General features: G+C 62.5%; 8 protein-coding genes. 5 read left to right on the top strand and 3 right to left on the bottom strand.

From position 1 onward, the window contains the following. Positions 1-4: 4 nt before the first annotated feature. The 3 genes from ACQKPC_RS25525 to ACQKPC_RS25515 all read right to left on the bottom strand — a co-directional run bounded on the left by ACQKPC_RS25525 (position 5) and on the right by ACQKPC_RS25515 (position 3,733). Positions 5-637, bottom strand: a complete 633-nt coding sequence (locus ACQKPC_RS25525; protein WP_427627194.1) for a BRCT domain-containing protein — start codon at positions 635-637, stop codon at positions 5-7. A 12-nt stretch (positions 638-649) separates the two neighbouring features. Next, on the bottom strand, positions 650-1,039 hold the full coding sequence (locus ACQKPC_RS25520; RefSeq protein WP_123497975.1) for a hypothetical protein: 390 nt from the start codon (positions 1,037-1,039) through the stop codon (positions 650-652). An 870-nt stretch (positions 1,040-1,909) separates the two neighbouring features. Further along, a complete protein-coding gene (locus tag ACQKPC_RS25515) occupies positions 1,910-3,733 on the bottom strand; it encodes a glycoside hydrolase family 15 protein (protein WP_427627191.1) in 1,824 nt (607 codons plus the stop codon). A gap of 163 nt (positions 3,734-3,896) precedes the next feature. Between ACQKPC_RS25515 and ACQKPC_RS25510 the strand changes: the two genes are divergently transcribed. From ACQKPC_RS25510 to ACQKPC_RS25490, 5 genes are all read left to right on the top strand, one after another. After that, a complete protein-coding gene (locus ACQKPC_RS25510) occupies positions 3,897-5,069 on the top strand; it encodes an MFS transporter (RefSeq protein ID WP_427627189.1) in 1,173 nt (390 codons plus the stop codon). 191 nt (positions 5,070-5,260) lie between these two features. After that, positions 5,261-6,001: a thioesterase II family protein gene (locus tag ACQKPC_RS25505; protein WP_427627187.1), complete on the top strand. Its 741-nt coding sequence runs from the start codon at positions 5,261-5,263 to the stop codon at positions 5,999-6,001. A gap of 42 nt (positions 6,002-6,043) precedes the next feature. Further along, complete coding sequence (locus tag ACQKPC_RS25500) at positions 6,044-7,027, top strand: TauD/TfdA family dioxygenase (protein WP_427627185.1); 984 nt, start codon at positions 6,044-6,046, stop codon at positions 7,025-7,027. A gap of 524 nt (positions 7,028-7,551) precedes the next feature. Continuing rightward, a complete protein-coding gene (locus ACQKPC_RS25495; RefSeq protein ID WP_427627183.1) occupies positions 7,552-10,959 on the top strand; it encodes an amino acid adenylation domain-containing protein in 3,408 nt (1,135 codons plus the stop codon). Then, positions 10,956-18,785 (top strand): amino acid adenylation domain-containing protein, encoded by a 7,830-nt coding sequence (locus ACQKPC_RS25490; protein ID WP_427627181.1) that lies wholly within the window; start codon positions 10,956-10,958, stop codon positions 18,783-18,785. Before ACQKPC_RS25495 ends, ACQKPC_RS25490 begins: the two co-directional genes overlap by 4 nt. The last annotated feature ends 10 nt before the right edge of the window (positions 18,786-18,795 follow it).

The following is an 18,795-nucleotide window of genomic DNA, read 5'->3' as shown; positions in this document are numbered from 1 at the left end:
TGGGTTATCCGAACAGCACCTTTTGCCAATATTCTTCACTGATGATCGCTATCGGCACACCACTTTCTCTCAGTTCGACGGCTCTTTTGATCTTGGTCCCGTAGGTGCTATGCAGCCATTGATCATTGCCGATGCTGCCTACCACTAAATAGTGGATCTTCTTGCTGACGGATCCGCCGATAAGCCCGCCACGTTCAATAATCAGTGATTCGCAATCCTTGCGCGGACCGTAAGCCATGATCCCGGTAAACAGGAACACTCGGTCAGACCAACTTAAAGAGGGCGCCGGGTTGTCGAGAGGAAGACTGGTCGGCGCAGTGAACGTTTGGGCAGAACCAATCGGCAGGCCTGCAAACTGGTGAAGCATCTCCAACAACTCGCCAGACTCCTCGGCATCAAGCACGCCGTCGCTCAGCATGCCGGCGAGGCGTTTGTAGAGGATATTCACCACCGGATCGCCGAGATGGCTTAAATGGGTTTCGATCCAGGTCTTTAGAAACTCGGCTTCCTGCTGGTTGATCGTACCGTCGGCAGCGAGCCCGGCGGCGATTCCCACCAGTGCGTCAGCCGAGCGTCGATCAATCCGTGCTTCGTGGAAGAAACCGCTGTTTTGAAATTCCTGATGCAGGTCCACCATGCGTCCTTCTCCTTAAGCCTCCACGTCCGCCACCTGATTGAAATACTTCGACCGGTCCGGCGTAAACGTCACGACCATTTTGGTTCTGGAACAGGTCAACGCCCGTTCTGCGCTCAAATCAATATCCAGATCTTCCCCGCGCAACCCCTGCCATTGGGCGAGGTATTTGAGGGATCCGTATTTTTCGAGTTTTTTCAGACTGCGGCTGACGCCTCCTTTCCAGCCTAGCACCGGAAGTTCACCAGTGAGGCATTGTCGGGCGAGGTCGGGGAAGCGGGCGGCGCGTTGGCGGCCGATTTCCCAGCATTTGATCAGGCCTTTGTCATGGCCCTCCCACAGTTCATCCCGGTTCAGGCCTGATCGGAGTGGGGTGTCGATGCTGCGATGGATACGCTGGGTCATTCTGGTTCCTTGAATTCGGGTTTTGTTGGACAGCTCCGCTGTGCCCGTTGACGTGGATGGTAGGGATGGATGTAAGCGCTGGCAACAAGGTATTTCTGGATGTAGGAATGAGTTACCGCGTGTTGATTGGGCTGGTTTTGTTTAGTGATTGTAGGTTCGGCCTGCCTGGTTCTGTGGCGAGGGGGCTTGCCCCCCGTTCGGCTGCGCAGCGGCCGCAAAGCCAGCAAATGCGGTGCTTCTGGAGGAATTTGGTTGTGGATTTCAGGGCCGCTGCGCGCCCCAACGGGAGCAAGCTCCCTCGCCACAGGAGGTCAGCAGTGTCAGATGGAGCGTGTTTAACTTCATCGCGGGTAAGCCACTGTCCTACAAAAAACGCTGTAAAAGGGGATATTTCCGACGCGTTTTGGCGGTTGTAGATTAGGAAAGGGAGCCGATAGTCTTTCCGGGTCGCTGCCAATTCAGCGGCCGGGTTTGGTCACCCGTGCAATGTCAGGCGTACAAGCGCCAACGTGAGCATGTCGGCGCTTTTTCGTGCGCTTGTCGGTATGCTTCGCGGTGGGCTGTGCGCGGGGCACTTTCGAGTGCGCCGGGTGCCTGACTTCCCGGTTGACCAACCTGCGTACCGCCCACCACCCTGGATAACGTCGACGTGCCAAAACCCGCGCCACACAGCTGATCCCCTGTGGGAGCGGGCTTGCTCGCGAAAGCGGTGTGTCAGGCGACATCAATGCTGAATGTGAAATCGCCTTCGCGAGCAAGCCCGCTCCCACAGTTTTGTACGGTGTACATATCCCACAATTGGAACGGTGTGCATCTGTAGCAGCGAGCGGTACGGCGATCGGGCTTGCCCGCGAAGAAGACGACTCGGTCTCAAGGCTGCCAGAAGTTTTTCTCCCCGCTCAATTTCCGATCCAGGAAACTCGCCGCGCTGATCAGTGCCAGGTGCGTCAGCGCTTGCGGTGTGTTGCCCAGGTGCCGGGCATGGCTGTCGAACTCTTCGGCATACAGCCCCAGCGGGTTGGCGTACTTCAGCAATTGCTCGAACTCCAGGTGCGCCTTCTCCACCTGGCCGGCACGGGCCAGGCATTCGACGTACCAGAACGAGCACGCGGCGAAGGCGCCTTCGGTGCCGGGCAGGCCGTCGATCTGGCTGTCGTCGTTGCGGTAGCGGTAGACCATGCCTGCGCGCACCAGGCTTTTCTCGATGGCTTCAAGGGTCGCGATCCAGCGTGGATCCTTGGCGCTGACGAAGCGCACCAGCGGCATCAGCAGCATCGAGCCGTCGAGGCCGGTGCCGCCGATGTGCTGGACGAAATGCCCGCGTTCTTCGTTCCAGAAATTGCTCCAGATGTCGGTGTAGATCGCTTGACGGGTCTGGTCCCAGCGGGCAAACGGGGCGGGCAGCGAGCGTTTGGACGCCAGACGGATGGCCCGGTCCACGGCCACCCAGCACATCAATCGCGAGTGCAGGAAGTGATACTGCTCGCCGCGCATTTCCCAGATGCCAACGTCTTTTTGCTGCCAGGTTTCGCAGACCTGATCAACCACCTCCACAGTGTGTTTCCAGCCCTCATGAGAAATCGCTTCACCGTGCTTGTTGACCAGGTACACCGCGTCCATCAGCTCGCCAAAGATATCGAGCTGGATTTGATCGTAGGCTTGATTACCGATGCGTACCGGTGTCGCGCCGCCGTGACCGGCCAAGTGTGGAAGTTCAACTTCCGGCAGTTCCTGACGGCCATCGATGGCGTAGAGGATGTTGAGTTTCATGGTCTTGCCGTGACAATCCCTGACCCGACCGCGCAACCAGCGCGTGTAGGCGTTGGCTTCCTCGACGAAGCCCAGGCGCATGAAGGCATAGACGGTGAACGAGGCGTCGCGGATCCAGGTGTAGCGGTAGTCCCAGTTGCGTTCGCCGCCGGGCGTTTCCGGCAGGCCGAAGGTAGCGGCGGCGAGGATGGCGCCGTGTTTGCGTGAGGTCAGCAGCTTCAGGGTCAGGGCCGAGCGATTGACCATTTCCCGCCAGCGACCGCGATAATTGGACTGGCCGATCCAGTCGCGCCAGAACTTCAGGGTGCGTTCCAGGCACAATGCGGCGGCGCCTTCCTTGAAGCGTGCATCGTCAACGCCGCCGAGCAGGAACTCGGCGCCCTGGCCCTGTTCGAGGGTGAACTCGGCAACCGCTGCATTGCCCTCGATGCTCAAGGGCTGATCCGAACACAGTTGCAGGGCCGGCTGACCGGAGGCCTCGAAATACACACTCTGACCCCGTGTCCGGGCCTTGGTGTGAGCCCGGGCATAGTCATGCCGTACGGCACAATGCATGCGGATCGTCGCTTGACCACTGACCACCCGCACTCGACGCATCAGCATCGGCCAATCATCTTCGCTGTCGCCGATGGGCAGCAGGTCGGTGACTTCGACCACCGCGTGATCCCTGAGCCAGCGGGTTTGCAGGACGTTGGTGTCGGGCAGGTAAATCTGCTCGCGGCGAGCGTCGGGCAGGTCCGGGGCCAGCTGGAAGATGCCGGCTTCGGGGCTGTCCAGCAGCGCGCAGAAAATCGATGGACTGTCGAATTCCGGCCAGCAGAAAAAGTCCACGCTGCCCTTGTCGTTGACCAGCGCTGCGCTGCGCATGTCGCCAATGATGCCGTGGGCGTCGATGGCGCTTTGCCGTTCGGAATAATCAGCCATTACCGCGGAGCTCCGGGAACCGAGGGTCTATCTAGCTGACTGTTTTAAGCCTGCGAGAGTTCATTTGCCGGCAGACCGCTGTTCACACTCAACCAACAATTCGACGCTTTCCCCGGGGCAGACGTTTGTGGCAAGTTGCAGGCCCTTGTTGAGGCCGGATCCCATGGCAAACCCCTACCGCGAGCTATTCCGCGCCCCAGGCGCACGCGCCTTTGTGCTGGCCGGGATGATCGCGCGCATGCCGATTTCCATGACTGGCATTGGCTTGATCACCATGCTTTCGCAGCTGCAGGGCGGTTACGGCCTGGCCGGTTCCATCGCGGCGACCTTTGCCCTGGCCACGGCGTTTTGTGCGCCACAGGTTTCGCGGTTGGTGGACCGTTTTGGCCAAGGCCGGATCTTGCCGGTGTCGGCACTGGTCGGTGGTGGGGCGTTGTTGATGCTGTTGCTGTGTACCCGCTTGCAGGCGCCGCACTGGACGTTGTTTGCGTTTGCCGCGCTGGCCGGTTGCATGCCGAGTATGTCGGCGATGGTGCGGGCGCGCTGGACCGAGTTGTATCGCGGTCGCCCCGAGTTACAAACCGCTTATGCGCTGGAGTCGGTGCTGGACGAGGTCTGCTTTATTGTCGGGCCGCCGCTGTCGGTGGGGTTGTGTGTGGTGGCGTTCCCGGAGGCAGGGCCGTTGGCGGCGTTGCTGATGCTGGCGATCGGGGTCACGGCATTTGTGTTGCAGCGCGGTACCGAACCGCCGGTACATCCTTATGAAGAACACCATCAGGGTTCGATCATCCGCTCGAGCGAGATCCAGTTGCTGATACTGTTGATGGTCGCCTTGGGCACCATCGTCGGTGTGGTGGATGTGGTCAGCGTCGCGTTCGCCGAGCAGCAGGGGCAACCGGCGGCGGCGAGTATTGTGCTGTCGGTGTATGCCATCGGCTCGTGCCTGGCCGGGTTGGCGTTCGGGGTGTTTCGTTCCAAGTTGCCGCTGCCGCAATTGTTCCTCTACGGCGGGGTGGCGACGGCGGTGACCACGTTGCCATTGCTGCTGGCGGCCAATATTTTCGGACTGTCGCTGGCGGTGTTCGTCGCCGGGCTGTTTTTTGCACCGACCCTGATTGTGGCCATGGCGCTGGTGGAGCGCATCGTGCCGCCGGCCAAGCTCACCGAAGGCCTGACCTGGCTGGTCACCGGTTTGAGCATCGGCGTGGCGATCGGCGCAGCCAGTTCGGGCTGGCTGGTGGATGCGTTCGGTGCACGCAGCGGGTTCTGGGTGGCAATTGCCGCGGGTGCCGTGGTGTTGGGGGCGGCGGTGCAGAGTTATCGCCATCTCAAGTGATAACTGACTGCTGATCCCTGTGGGAGCGAGCCTGCTCGCGATGGCGCCCTTAGCGCCACAACATTTGCTGAGTCCTAAATGGCCATCGCGAGCAGGCTCGCTCCCACAGGTAGATCTCATCCATCCCACAGACTAATTCTCACCACGCCCCATCCGTTCTCTTTTACAGATAACCAATTGAGGTAAGTGCGGTGACAAAGCTGACACTGCTGTGCCTGCCCTATTCGGGCGCCAGCGCCATGGTCTATAGCCGCTGGCGGCGCCAGTTGCCGCCGTGGCTGCACTTGCAGCCGGTGGAGTTGCCGGGGCGAGGCGCCCGTTATGACGAACCCTTGCAGACCGACATGCGCGCCCTGGCCCTGCAATTGGCCAGGGAACACAAGCCATCCTTGCACGGCCCTTACGCCCTGTTCGGCCACAGCCTGGGGGCGTTGCTAGCCTGCGAGATGGCCCACGCCTTTCGTGCCCTCGGTGCTGCGGAGCCGGTGGCGCTGTTTGCTTCCGGCACGGCGGCCCCGACCATGCGCAGTGACTATGACCGTGGCTTCGCCGAGCCCCAGAGTGACGAGCAGTTGATCGAGCAACTGCGCACCTTCCAGGGCACCAGCGAGGAAGTGTTGGCCAATCAGGAGTTGATGAGCCTGACGCTGCCGATCCTGCGCGCTGATTTCATGCTCTGCGGACGCTTCCGCCCGATGCAGCGCCCGTTGCTCAAGTGCCCCGTGCATGTGCTCGGCGGCAAGGAAGACAAGGCCACCACCGAGCAATTGATCGGCTGGAGCCAGGAAACCCTGGGCAGTTTCTCGGTGGACATGATGACCGGCGGGCATTTCTTCATTCATGAGCATGAAGCCAAGGTGCTGCGGATTATCAAGAATCATCTGGAAGTCCATCACCGACGTCATGCGCAGCTGGCCGCGCCGGTTTTTTAGCGCGCGCGGTTCACTTTATTGAGTGTTAACAGGAGGCCCGTCATGGGTGTTGCTGTGGGTTTTGCCGTTCGGCCGTTGCTGCCGGCGCGGGGTCGCTTGCCGCTGTTGGTGGAGGCGACCGAGCCGAATACCAGCCTGTTGGCGGTGTTTGATGAATTGAATGAACTGGTGGATGCGCATCTGCTGCGTGACGGCGGCATTCTGTTTCGCGGGTTCCAGCTGGACGGCGCCGAGCAGTTCCGCCAATTCGCCGCCGGCTTCGGCCATCCACTGCTCAATTACGAGTTCGGTTCGACGCCGCGCACCAACGTCACCCAAGGGGTCTATACCTCCACCGAATACCCGGCGCATCAGAGCATTCCGCTGCACAACGAGCAGGCCTATTCCCGGGACTGGCCGATGAAAATCTGGTTCTACAGCATGATCGCCGCCACCTCGGGCGGTGAAACGCCGATTGCCGACAGCCGGGAAGTCTATCGGCGCATGCCTGTCGCGATTCGCGAGCGCTTCATCAGCAAGGGCCTGATGTACGTGCGCAATTTCGGCAACGGGCTGGACGTGGCCTGGGAGCAAGTGTTCAACACCGAAGACCGCGAGGTGGCCGAGGCCTACTGCAAGGCCCATGGCATCATTTGCGAGTGGAAGGACGACGGAGAGTTGCGCACCCGCCAAACGTGTCAGGCGGTGGCGCGTCATCCGGTGACCGGCGACATGGTCTGGTTCAATCAGGCTCACCTGTTCCACATTTCCAACCTTCAGCCGGAGGTGCGTGAAACCCTGCTGGACATCGTCGACGAGGAAGACCTGCCGCGTAACGTCTACTACGGCGACGGCTCGCCCATCGAGGATGAAGTGCTCAATGAAATTCGTGCGGTGCTCGATGACTGCGCCATCAGTTTTCCTTGGCAGGAGGGTGATGTGCTGATGCTCGACAACATGCTCTCGGCCCATGCCCGCGCGCCGTTCGAAGGCAAGCGCAAGGTGATTGTCGCGATGGCCGAAGGGCATTCCCAGGACGCACTCTGATCTGAACAGTCCTGTCGCCGAAGCCGGTCTTGCACCGGCTTCGGCGTTTTTGTGTTCACTTAAGAGCGTCTTGAGTCAGAGAACCCTGTGGCGAGGGAGCTTGCTCCCGTTTGAGTGCGTAGCACTCACAAAATCGGCGATGACTGTCAGATTTTTTGGGGCCGCTGCGCAGCCCAGCGCGAGCAAGCTCGCTCGCCACAAAGGTAGGCATGACTGAGTCTCTGGCGCACTTGTCGCCGAAGCCGGTCTTGCACCGGCTTCGGCGTTTTTGTGTTCACTTAAGAGCGTCTTGACTCAGGGAAACCTGTGGCGAGGGAGCTTGCTCCCGTTTGAGTGCGTAGCACTCACAAAAATCGACAATCACTGCCAGATTTTTGGGGCCGCTGCGCAGCCCAACGCCAGCAAGCTCGCTCGCCACAGGGGGGCGGGGTTGTCTGTGCTGCTAAATCATCGCGCTAGCCATTCGTTCTTGTTGATACGACCGGGCCTCCTGGTCACGCCGCCGATCAGCAAGGACCCAATGCATGAATGCCGCAGACGCACAGAAACTCGCCCGCCGCTTTATCGAATTGCCGCAGGACAAGCGCCGCTTGTTTCTGGCCGGCATGGCCCGCGAAGGCATCGATTTTGCGCAGCTTCCCATGACCTCCTGTGTCGGGGTCGATGAGCGTGACGGCCTGTCCTATGCCCAGCAGCGGATGTGGTTCCTCTGGCAGCTGGATCCGCAGAGCGCGGCCTACAACCTGCCGATGGCGGTGCGCCTGAGCGGCGCGCTGCAAACCGAGGCGCTGGAGCGCGCGTTCAGCCTGTTGGTGGCGCGTCATGAGTGCCTGCGCACCACCTTCGGCCAGGAAGGCGAGCGTGCGTTCCAGCGGGTGGCCGACCCCCGTGACCTGACACTGGCGATCAACGACCTGAGTGCCTTGCCTGAAGAGCGGCGCTGGCCGCAGGCGCAGCAGCACATGATGGCTGAAGCCTCTCAGGCCTTCGACTTGCAACAGGGGCCGCTGCTGAGCCTTCGCCTGTTGCGTCTGGCCGAACAGGAGCACGTGCTGCTGCTGACGTTGCATCACATCATTGCCGATGGCTGGTCGATGAACATTCTGATCGACGAGTTCATGCGCACCTACGATGGGTTGGTGGCGGGGCGGCAACCGACCTTGCCGGCACTGACCGTGCACTACCGCGACTACGCCCTGTGGCAACGCAGTTGGCTGGAAGCCGGGGAGCGCGAGCGTCAGCTCGATTACTGGCGCACGCAGTTGGGCGAAGAGCCTCCGATCCTCGAATTGCCCACCGACCGAGCCTATCCGGCCCAGTCCAGCCACCAGGGCGCGCGCCTGGAAAAAGTCATCGACGGAGCCCTGCGCCAGGAACTGAAAACCCTCGCCCAGCGCCAGGGCGTGACGCTGTTCGTGGTGCTGCTGGCCGCCTTCAAGACCTTGCTGCATCGCTACAGCGGCCAGACCGACATTCGTGTCGGCGGCTTGATCGCCAACCGCACCCGCAGTGAAACCGAAGGCTTGATCGGCTTCTTCGTCAACACCCAGATACTGCGCAGCGAGGTCACCGCCAAGACTCGTTTCAGCGACCTGCTGCAGAGCCTGCGTCAGGCGGCGCTTGGCGCCCAGGCCCATCAGGAGCTGCCGTTCGATGCGTTGATCGAAGCCCTGCAGCCGGCCCGCAGTCAGAGTCACAATCCGTTGTTTCAGGTGATGTTCAACCACCAGCCGCTGGTGACCGATCTGCAGGACGTGCGCCTCGATTGCGGTTTGCAGGTCGGCTATCTGAGTGAGCAGCAACTGGCCGGCAGCGGGCGTCAGCATGCGGCCACCAGCGACCTGATGCTCGACACCCGAGAGGAGGGCGAGCAACTGTTCGCCGCGTTCACTTACGCCACCGACCTGTTCGACGCACCGACCATCGCCGCGCTGGCCGAGCATTGGCACAACGTGCTGGTGTCGGTCTGCCGTGATCCGCAACAACCGCTGGGCGAGGTGGCGATGCTCGGCACGGATGAGCGCGAGCGCTTGATTCAACCCGTCGCCATCCCGGCGCTGCTGCCCGGCATGCCGCAACTGTTCGAGGCCCAGGCGGCGCGCACTCCCGAGGCCAGCGCCGTGATCCTCGTTGGCGATCGGTCGCCCTCACTCAGCTATGCCGAACTGAATGTTCGCAGCAATCGTCTGGCCCATCAGTTGCGCGCCAAGGGCGTCGGCCCCGATGTGCTGGTCGGTGTGGCGTTGGGGCGATCGCTGGAACTGGCCGTGGCGTTGCTGGCCGTGCTCAAGGCCGGCGGCGCCTATGTGCCGCTGGACCCACACACCCCGGCCGAACGCTTGCGCCATGTGCTCGATGACAGCGGGCTGCAGCTGTTGTTGACCGAGAGCCCGCTGCTGAGCAGCCTGCCGACGCTCGATGGCATCGATTGCCTGTGCCTGGACCAGCTACCGGACAGCGACGCTGCGAATCAAGACAACCTGCAAGTGACGGTGGATCCGCAGAACCTCGCGTACGTGATTTACACCTCCGGCTCCACCGGCCGGCCGAAGGGCGTGGCCGTCAGTCACGGTGCGTTGAGTGAATTCATCGCGCGGGCGATCGACTACAGCGATTTGCGCGAAGGCGATCGCGTACTGCAATTCGCCACCAGCAGTTTTGACGGTTTCGTCGAGCAATTCTTCCCGCCGCTGTGCCATGGCGCCTGTGTCGTCCTGCGCGACGCGGGTCTGTGGGACAGTGCGACCTTGCATCAGGTGATCGTCGAACAAAGCATTACCCTGGCGGATTTGCCGGCCGCTTACTGGTACTCGGTGGTGCAGGATTACGCGGCCAACCCGCCTGTCCACTTCGGCGCCTTGCGCCAGATTCACGTGGGCGGCGAGGCGATGGCGGTGGACGGGCTGCGCCTGTGGCAACGCGCCGGGTTGGGTCATGTGCGTTTGCTCAACACCTACGGCCCGACCGAAGCGACGGTGGTCTCGACCATTCATGATTGCAGCGCGTTGACCGCCGAGGCGGTGTCGTGGCGTGGCATTCCGATCGGTCACGGTCTGGAGCAACGCCGGCTGTACGTGCTCGACGACGATTTGAATCTGTTGCCGCAAGGGGCGGTGGGCGAGTTGTACATCGGCGGGCCGGGCCTGGCCCGTGGTTATCACCGACAACCAACGCTCAGCGCGCAACGGTTTATTGCCGATCCGTTCGCGGTCGGCGAGCGCCTGTACCGCACCGGCGACCGTGCCCGACTGCGCGACGATGGCGCGGTGGAGTACATCGGCCGCGTCGATCACCAAGTGAAGATTCGCGGGTTCCGCATTGAGTTGGGGGAAATCGAGTCGCGGTTGCAGCAATGCCCGGGGATTCGCGAGGCGGTAGTGCTGGCTTTACCCCTGGTCGGCGGGCCACAACTGGTGGCGTACCTGGTCGTCGATCAGAGCGTGCTCGGCAACGCGGCGGAGCAGGTGATTGTGCGTCAGCAAATCCGGGCCTCACTGCAGAAGAACCTGCCGGACTACATGGTGCCCGGCCATTTGCTGCTGTTGCCGCGCCTGCCCCTGACCCCCAGCGGCAAACTCGACCGCAAGGCTCTGCCGACCCCCGATCCGAGCCAGTTGCAGAGCAGCTATCGCGCCCCGCAAACCGACACCGAACAGGCTCTGGCACAGATCTGGATCGAGGTGCTGCAAGTGCCACGGGTCGGTGTCGATGACCATTTCTTCGAGTTGGGCGGGCATTCGTTGCTGGCCGCGCAAGTGATCGCGCGGATCAAAAGCCAGTTGGGCGTGGTGCTGCCGTTGCGCAGCCTGTTCGAGACACCGCTGCTGGGCGATCTGGCCCTGGAGCTGGCCGCGCTGGCCGGCGGTGCAAGCGATAACGACTGGTCCGACATGGATCAGTTCATGAGTTCTTTGGAGGGAGTTGAAGTATGAGCGGCAATATGGCGGAGCGTATCGCTAAAAGGTTCGTCGGTTTGCCGCTGGAGCAACGTCGACTGTTTCTCGCCAAACTGCGCGAGGAGGGCAAGGACTTCAGCCTGTTGCCGCTGCCGGTCAGTCGTCACGACTGCGCGGTGATCCCGCTCTCGTTTGCCCAGCAACGTCTGCTGTTTCTCTGGCAGCTCGACCCGCAGAGCGCCGCGTACAACATGGCCGCCGGCCTGCGCTTGCACGGGCAACTGAACGAGGCAGCGCTGTTGCGTTCCTTCGATCATCTGGTGGCGCGCCATGAAGTGTTGCGCACGGTGTTCCAGACCGACAACGACCAGCCGAGCCAGATCATCCTCGACCAGCAGAGCGTGCCACTGCAACGCGTCGATCTGTCGAACGTCGCCGTGCAAGAACGTGAAACCGAGCTGGCGCGTCGGGTTCAGGAAGCGGCTGCGCAACCGTTCGACTTGCTTCATGGACCGTTGCTACGGGCCAGCCTGTTCCGTCTGGCCGACGATGAACATGTGCTGATCGTGAGCATGCACCACATCGTCTCCGATGGCTGGTCGATGGACGTCATGGTCAAGGAATTCGTGCAGTGCTATCAGGCCTTCAGCCTGGAGCGCGAACCGCAGTTGCCGGCGTTGCCCTTGCAATACGCCGACTACGCGATCTGGCAGCGCCGCTGGCTGGAGGCCGGCGAGGGTGAGCGTCAACTTGATTACTGGCGCCAGCAGTTGGGTGAAGAGCATCCGTTGTTGGACGTGGCGGCGGATTTCCCCCGGCCGCTGACCCAGAGCTTCGAAGGCCAGACCTTGAGCTTTGATTTCGGTGCGGACCTGTCCCGGCAGTTGAATGGCTTTGCCCGGGCTCAGGGCATTAGCTTGTTCATGCTGGTGCTGGCCGGGTTTTCGCTGTTCCTGTCGCGACTTGGCGGCGAGCGCGATATTCGCGTCGGCGTGCCCAATGCCAACCGCGGGCGCTCCGAGGTCGAAGGGCTGATCGGCTTCTTCGTCAACACTCAGGTACTGCGTTGCCAGGTCGATGAGCGCGGCAGCTTCGTCGATTTACTGGCTCGGATTCGGGAAGCATCGTTTGGTGCCCAGGCCCATCAGGAGCTGCCGTTCGAGCAACTGGTTGATGAACTGGTGCCCGAGCGAACCCTGGGCCACAACCCTTTGTTCCAGGCCAAGTTCAACCAGAACGTCGGCATGCAGACCCAGCGTTCGATGAGCCTGCCGGGCCTGAGCGTCACCGAGTATCCACTGGACAAACAAGGCACGCACTTCGATCTGGCGCTGGATATCACCGATGACGGCACGCTGATCCACGGGCAAATGACCTACGCCAGCGACCTGTACCAGCACTCGACCATCGAGGGGTTCATTCCGACGCTGCTCGGTCTGTTCCGCGAATTGCTCAGCGCCCCGCAGGCGCCGCTGCACAGTCTTGCAACCACACCTGTGCAACCGGCGCTGGCGCCACGGCAGCCGGCAGAATCGGTGTTGCAGCAATGGGAGCGTCAGGTGGTCACACAGCCTGAGGCGCTGGCCGCACGCTGCCTTGAGCGGACATTGAGTTTCCAGGCGCTGGATCAGGACGCCAATCGCCTGGCCCACTACCTGCGAGCGCAAGGCGTGCAAAACGGGCAGCCCGTGGCGGTGCTGATGGAGCGCTCCCTGGAATGGCTGACCTGTGTGTTAGGGGTGATCAAGGCCGGGGCGGTGTACATGCCACTGGACGTCAAGGCGCCGGACGCACGTTTGCAGCAGATGCTCGAAGGCGCGCAGGCGAAAGTCCTGCTGTGTGCCGCAGGCGACGCGCGGGAAAGCACTCTGGCGGTCGCCGGTTGCCAGGGGCTGGCCTTCGCGCCCGAACAATGGCAGGACCAGCCGACGACGAAGCCTTTGCTGATAGTGTCGGCGGATGCAGCGGCCTATGTGATTCACACCTCCGGCTCCACCGGCCAACCCAAAGGCGTGCTGGTGAGCCACGGCGCCCTGGTCAGTTATGTGCGCGGTGCGCTGGAGCGTCTGGCGCTGGAGCCTGCGGCGAGCATGGCGCTGGTCTCGACCATTGCGGCGGATCTTGGATTTACCGTGCTGTTCGGCGCCTTGTGTTCCGGTCGCTTGTTGCATGTATTGCCCGAAGAGTTGGGCTTCGACCCGGACCGATTTACCGATTACATGGCTGAGCACCAAGTGGGCGTGCTGAAAATCGTGCCGGGGCATTTGGCGGCGCTGATGCAGGCGTCCCGGGCCGCCGATGTACTACCGCAACACGCACTGATCGTCGGTGGCGAAGCCTGCTCGCCGGCATTGCTCGAACAGGTGCGGCGACTCAAACCGGGCTGTCGGTTCATCAACCACTATGGCCCGAGTGAAACCACGGTCGGTGTGCTGACCCATGAGCTCAAGGATCTCGACTCGGGTGCCCGCAGCGTGCCGGTCGGCCGTCCGTTGTCGGGTGCGCATGTCTACGTGCTGGACGATGTGCTCAACGCGGTCGCCGATCAGGTGGCGGGCGAGCTGTATATCGGTGGTGAGAGCGTGGCGCTGGGTTACCTGGGCCAGCCAGGGCTGACCGCCGAACGCTTCCTGCCGGATCCGTTTGGCGCCGTCGGCGCGCGGGTGTACCGCAGCGGTGACCGGGTGCGCCGCAATCGTCAGGGCGCGCTGGAATTCATCGGGCGTGCCGATGATCAGGTCAAAGTGCGCGGCTATCGGGTGGAGCCGGCGGAAGTCGCCCGGGTATTGTTGGGCCTGAACGGCGTGAGCGAGGCCGCGGTGTTGGCCTTGCCGCTGGACGGTGATGAAACGCGCTTGCAACTGGTGGCGTACTGCGTGGCCGCGCCTGACCTGGCGTTGAATGTCGACGCCTTGCGCCAGCAGTTACAGGCCTGCCTGCCGGAGTACATGGTGCCGGCGCAGATCGTGGTTCTGGAGTGTCTGCCGCTGACCGCCAACGGCAAACTGGACAAGCGAGCCTTGCCGGCGCCGGGGCTGGTGACGCAGCAATTTGTTGCCCCGGTGGGCGAGATCGAACAGAAGCTTGCCGCCATCTGGGCCGATGTCCTGAAGCTTGAACAGGTGGGCAGCACCGACAACTTCTTCGAGCTGGGCGGCGACTCGATTCTCAGTTTGCAAATCATCGCTCGAGCCAAACGCCAGGGCATCAAGCTGAGCCCCAAGCAACTGTTCGAGAAACAGACCATCGGCCAGTTGGCGGCGGTGGCCAAACTGATCGAGAGCAAACCGGCGGCCAGCGTGGCGCAGAAAGTCAGCGGCGAGCTGCCGTTGTTGCCGATCCAGGCCCGCTTCTTCCAGACCGACATTCCCCAGCGTCATCACTGGAACCAGTCGGTGATGTTGCAACCGCAAATCCCCCTCGACGCGACCCATCTGCACAACGCATTGTCCGCCCTGATCGAGCAGCACGATGCGCTGAACCTGAGTTTCCAGGCGTCGGGCGAGATTTGGCAGGCGACATTCCAGGCGCAGCGCCACACAGACCTGTTGTGGGTGCGGGCACTGGACGACCTTGCCGATTTGCCAGCGCTGGCCACCCAGGCACAGCGCAGTCTCGACTTACAACAGGGCCGGCTGGTACGCGCGGTGCTGGTGAACCTGCCTGACGCAACACAACGTTTGCTATTGGTGATCCATCACCTGGTGGTGGATGGCGTGTCCTGGCGGGTGCTGCTGGAAGATTTGCAGCAAGCCTATACCACGTTGGCGGCTGGCAAGGCGATTGTCCTGCCGGGCAAAAGCAGCTCGCTCCAGGCCTGGGCACAACACCTGCACCGTTATGGGCAGAGCGATATTTTGAAGGCCGAGCGCGATTACTGGCAGCGCACGCTGGAGGGTGGCAACAGCGACTTGCCGAGGGATTTTCCCGAGACCGTCCAGACTCGTCGCCAAGCCGCTCGGGCCACTTCACGCCTGAACAAGACACTGACCCACGCGCTGCTCAAAGTGGCACCGGCCGCCTATCGCACCCAGATCAACGATCTGCTGCTGACGGCCCTGGCGCGGGTGTTGTGCGACTGGAGCGAACAGGATTCGGTGCTGATCCAGCTCGAAGGCCACGGCCGCGAAGACCTGTTCGACGACCTCGATTTGAGTCGCACCGTCGGCTGGTTCAGCAGCCTGTTTCCAGTGCGCCTGACCCCACAGGCAGAGCCGGGCACTTCGTTGTGCTCGATCAAGGAACAACTGCGAGCGGTGCCGGGCAAAGGCATCGGCTACGGCGTGCTGCGCTACCTCGCAGGCTTCGAACCGCTGCGTGAGCTGGCGCCACCGCGCATCACCTTCAACTACCTGGGCCAGTTCGACGGTGCGTTCGATGCGGCTGACGGCGCGCTGTTGGTGCCGACTGCCGACAGCACCGGTGAGCATCAGGATGACGATGCGCCCTTGGGCAACTGGCTGAGCGTCGATGGCCAGGTCTACGGCGGTGAGCTGGAATTGAGCTGGACGTTCGGCCAAGGCATGTACCGCCCGCACACCATTCAGGCGCTGGCCGACGCCTATTGCCATGAGCTGGAACGGCTGATCGAACATTGCACTGCCGGTGAGCATGCCGGGGTCACGCCGTCGGACTTCAATCTGGTAAATCTGACTCAAGCACAGCTGTCAGCGCTGCCGGTGCCGGCACGGGAGATCAGCGATCTGTATCCGTTGTCGCCGATGCAGCAGGGCATCCTGTTCCACAGCCTCAACGAACCGGACGGCCCGGCCTACACCAACCAGTTGCGGGTCGATGTACGGCAGCTGGACACCGAGCGATTCCGTCAGGCCTGGCAGCAGACGCTGGAGGCCCATGAGATTCTGCGCACGGTATTCGTCTGGCCCGAGGACGCCGACGCGCCGGTGCAGATTGTAAGGCAGACGGTGCAGATGCCCATGACCGTGCAGGACTGGCGCGGTCGTGATGACCTTCACGCAGCGCTCGATCAGTTGGCCCGAGAGGATCTGGTCGCCGGTTTCGAACTGGACCAGGCGCCGCTGTTGCGCGTGTTGCTGGTGCGAACCGCTGAAGCGCAGCATCACTTGATCTACACCAGTCATCACATCCTGATGGACGGCTGGAGCACCTCGCAGCTGTTCGGCGAGGTGTTGCAACGCTATGCCGGCATGACCCCGGCGGCGACCCCGGGGCGCTATCGCGATTACATTGAGTGGCTGGGCCAGCGCGATACTCAGGCCAGTCGCGAGTTCTGGACGTCGGCGTTGGTTGACCTTCAGGAGCCGACCCGCCTGGCCAGCGCCATGCCGGTCAACCAGACATTGGTCAGCGGTTATGCCGATTACCAACATGTGTTCAGCGAACAACAAACCGGCGACCTGAACCGCTTCGCCCGCGAGCAGAAGGTCACCCTCAATACCCTGATGCAAGCCGCGTGGCTGGTGCTGTTGCAGCGCTATACCGGTCAGGACACCGTGGCTTTCGGCGCGACTGTGGCCGGTCGGCCGACGGACTTGCCCGGCGTCGAACAGCAGATCGGCCTGTTCATCAATACCTTGCCGGTGGTGGCTTCGCCATCCGCCGAGATCCCGGTCGGGCAATGGATTCAGCAGGTGCAGAGCCTCAACCTGGCCCTGCGCGAACATGAGAGCACGCCGCTCTACGATATCCAGCGCTGGGCGGGGCAGGGCGCGGGCGCACTGTTTGACAGTATTCTGGTGTTCGAGAACTACCCGATGGCTGAAGCGCTGGCCCAAGGTTCTGCCACCGGGCTCGAGTTTTCCACCCTCTCGCGTCAGGAGCAGACGAACTATCCGCTGACGCTGGTGGCGGTTACCGGTCGCGAGTTGACCCTGGGCTTGAGCTTTGACCAGGCCTGTTTCGATCACGCCACCATCGCCAACCTGAGCACCCAGCTCGAAGGTCTGATGATGCAATTCATGGCGGATGCTTCGCAGCCTCTGGGCGCGTTGCAACTGCTGGACGGCGCACCGCGTCAAGCGGCTGTCGACTGGGGCAAGGCCGCGATCACGGCGCTGGATTCGCGCAACGTGGTTGAGCGGATCGACGCGCAGGTACAACGCCAACCGCAAGCCGCAGCGGTGTTGTTTACCGAGCAGGCACTCGATTACCGCACCCTCGACGCCCGGGCCAATCGTCTGGCGCACAAGCTACAAGCGCTGGGTGTCGGGCCGGAAGTGCGGGTGGGCGTGTGCATGCGCCGCACCCCGGACATGCTGGTCGGGCTGCTGGCGATCCTCAAGGCCGGCGGTGCCTACGTGCCGCTGGACCCGGAATATCCGCAAGAGCGCTTGCTGCACATGCTCGAGGACAGTTGCGCAGCGGTGCTGCTGACCGAAGCCGCGTTGCAGGCGATGTTGCCCGAGGCGTTGCCGTCGCAAGTGCTGTTGGTCGAAGAGGGTGCCGAATGGCTCGCCGGGTATCCGTCCACGGCGCCCGTCAGCCAGGTCGTGTCGCAGAACCTGGCCTACGTGATTTACACCTCCGGCTCCACCGGCAAACCCAAAGGCGTGGCGATCACCCACGCTAACCTCGCGGCGCTGATCCAGTGGTCGCAGGGTGTTTACCGCGATGAGCAGCTGCGTGGCGTGCTGGCTTCGACCTCGATCTGCTTCGACCTGTCGGTGTGGGAGATTTTCGTCACGTTGGCCAGCGGCGGTTGCATGGTGCTGGCGGACAACGCCCTGGCGCTGTCCGAGTTGCCGGCCCGTGAGCGGGTGACGCTGATCAACACCGTGCCGTCGGCGATTGCCGCGCTGCAACGGGCCGGGCAGATTCCGGCGTCGGTCACCACCATCAATCTGGCCGGCGAGCCGCTCAAGCAGATGCTGGTCGATACGCTGTACGCCAGCACCTCGGTCAAGCAGGTTTATGACCTGTACGGGCCGTCGGAAGACACCACCTATTCGACCTTCACCCTGCGCACCGCCAACGGCCGGGCGAACATTGGGCGGCCGCTGGACAACACCGTGGCCTACCTGCTCGACAGCCAGTTGCAAGTGCTGCCGGCGGGGCTGGCGGCCGAGTTGTACCTGGCCGGTGCCGGCGTGACCCGAGGTTATCTGCTGCGTCCCGGCCTGACCGCGGAACGCTTCGTGCCGGACCCGTTCGCCGCTAATGGTGAGCGGCTGTATCGCACCGGCGATCTGGTGCGCCAGGGGCCAGGTGACACGATTGAGTACATCGGTCGTGCCGACCATCAGGTGAAGATTCGCGGCTTCCGCATCGAGCTGAGCGAGATCGAAGCCCGATTGCTGGAGCAGCCCGAGGTGCGCGAAACCGTGGTGCTGGCGCAGGAGGGCGCGGCGGGTAAACACCTGCATGCCTACGTCGTAGCGAGCCAGCCGGGCAGTTTATCGTTGGTGGAAAGCCTGCGGGCGGCCCTGGCCAATCGTTTGCCGGCGCACATGGTGCCGAGCCATCTGCACGTGATCGACGTGCTGCCGCTGACCCCCAATGGCAAGCTCGATCGCAAGGCCCTGATGGCGCTGGGCGGCAATCCGACGCTGCAGCGTTACGAAGCGCCGCGCACCGATCTGCAATGGGAAGTGGCGACCGTCTGGCAAGAGGTGCTGGAAGTCGAGCGCGTCGGTCTGACGGACAACTTCTTCCAGTTGGGCGGGCATTCGTTGCTGGCGACGCTGGTGGTGACCCGAATCAAGGAACGCCTGGGTGACAAGGTGCCGCTCAAGGAACTGTTCGAAGCCGACACCCTGCAAGCGTTCTGCACCCGCATCGAAGCGTTGCGCGTCGATTTATCACCGGTTCAGGACGAATTGGCTAAATCCCTGGAGGCCCTCAAACGTCTATCCCTCGATGATCTGGAAAAACTGATTTCTTGAGGGGAACAAC

The organism is Pseudomonas sp. NPDC089918 (assembly GCF_050280605.1).
Taxonomy (GTDB): domain Bacteria; phylum Pseudomonadota; class Gammaproteobacteria; order Pseudomonadales; family Pseudomonadaceae; genus Aquipseudomonas.
The sequence above is the reverse complement of the archived record's forward strand: the minus strand, read 5'-3'. Positions and strand labels throughout refer to the sequence as shown.

Excerpts from the sequence above, each read along its gene's own strand:
- ACQKPC_RS25495 (WP_427627183.1), top strand. The coding sequence starts at position 7,552 with ATGAATGCCGCAGACGCACAGAAACTCGCCCGCCGCTTTATCGAATTG.
- ACQKPC_RS25515 (WP_427627191.1), bottom strand. The coding sequence starts at position 3,733 with ATGGCTGATTATTCCGAACGGCAAAGCGCCATCGACGCCCACGGCATC.
- ACQKPC_RS25525 (WP_427627194.1), bottom strand. The coding sequence starts at position 637 with ATGGTGGACCTGCATCAGGAATTTCAAAACAGCGGTTTCTTCCACGAA.
- ACQKPC_RS25490 (WP_427627181.1), top strand. The coding sequence starts at position 10,956 with ATGAGCGGCAATATGGCGGAGCGTATCGCTAAAAGGTTCGTCGGTTTG.
- ACQKPC_RS25500 (WP_427627185.1), top strand. The coding sequence starts at position 6,044 with ATGGGTGTTGCTGTGGGTTTTGCCGTTCGGCCGTTGCTGCCGGCGCGG.
- ACQKPC_RS25520 (WP_123497975.1), bottom strand. The coding sequence starts at position 1,039 with ATGACCCAGCGTATCCATCGCAGCATCGACACCCCACTCCGATCAGGC.
- ACQKPC_RS25510 (WP_427627189.1), top strand. The coding sequence starts at position 3,897 with ATGGCAAACCCCTACCGCGAGCTATTCCGCGCCCCAGGCGCACGCGCC.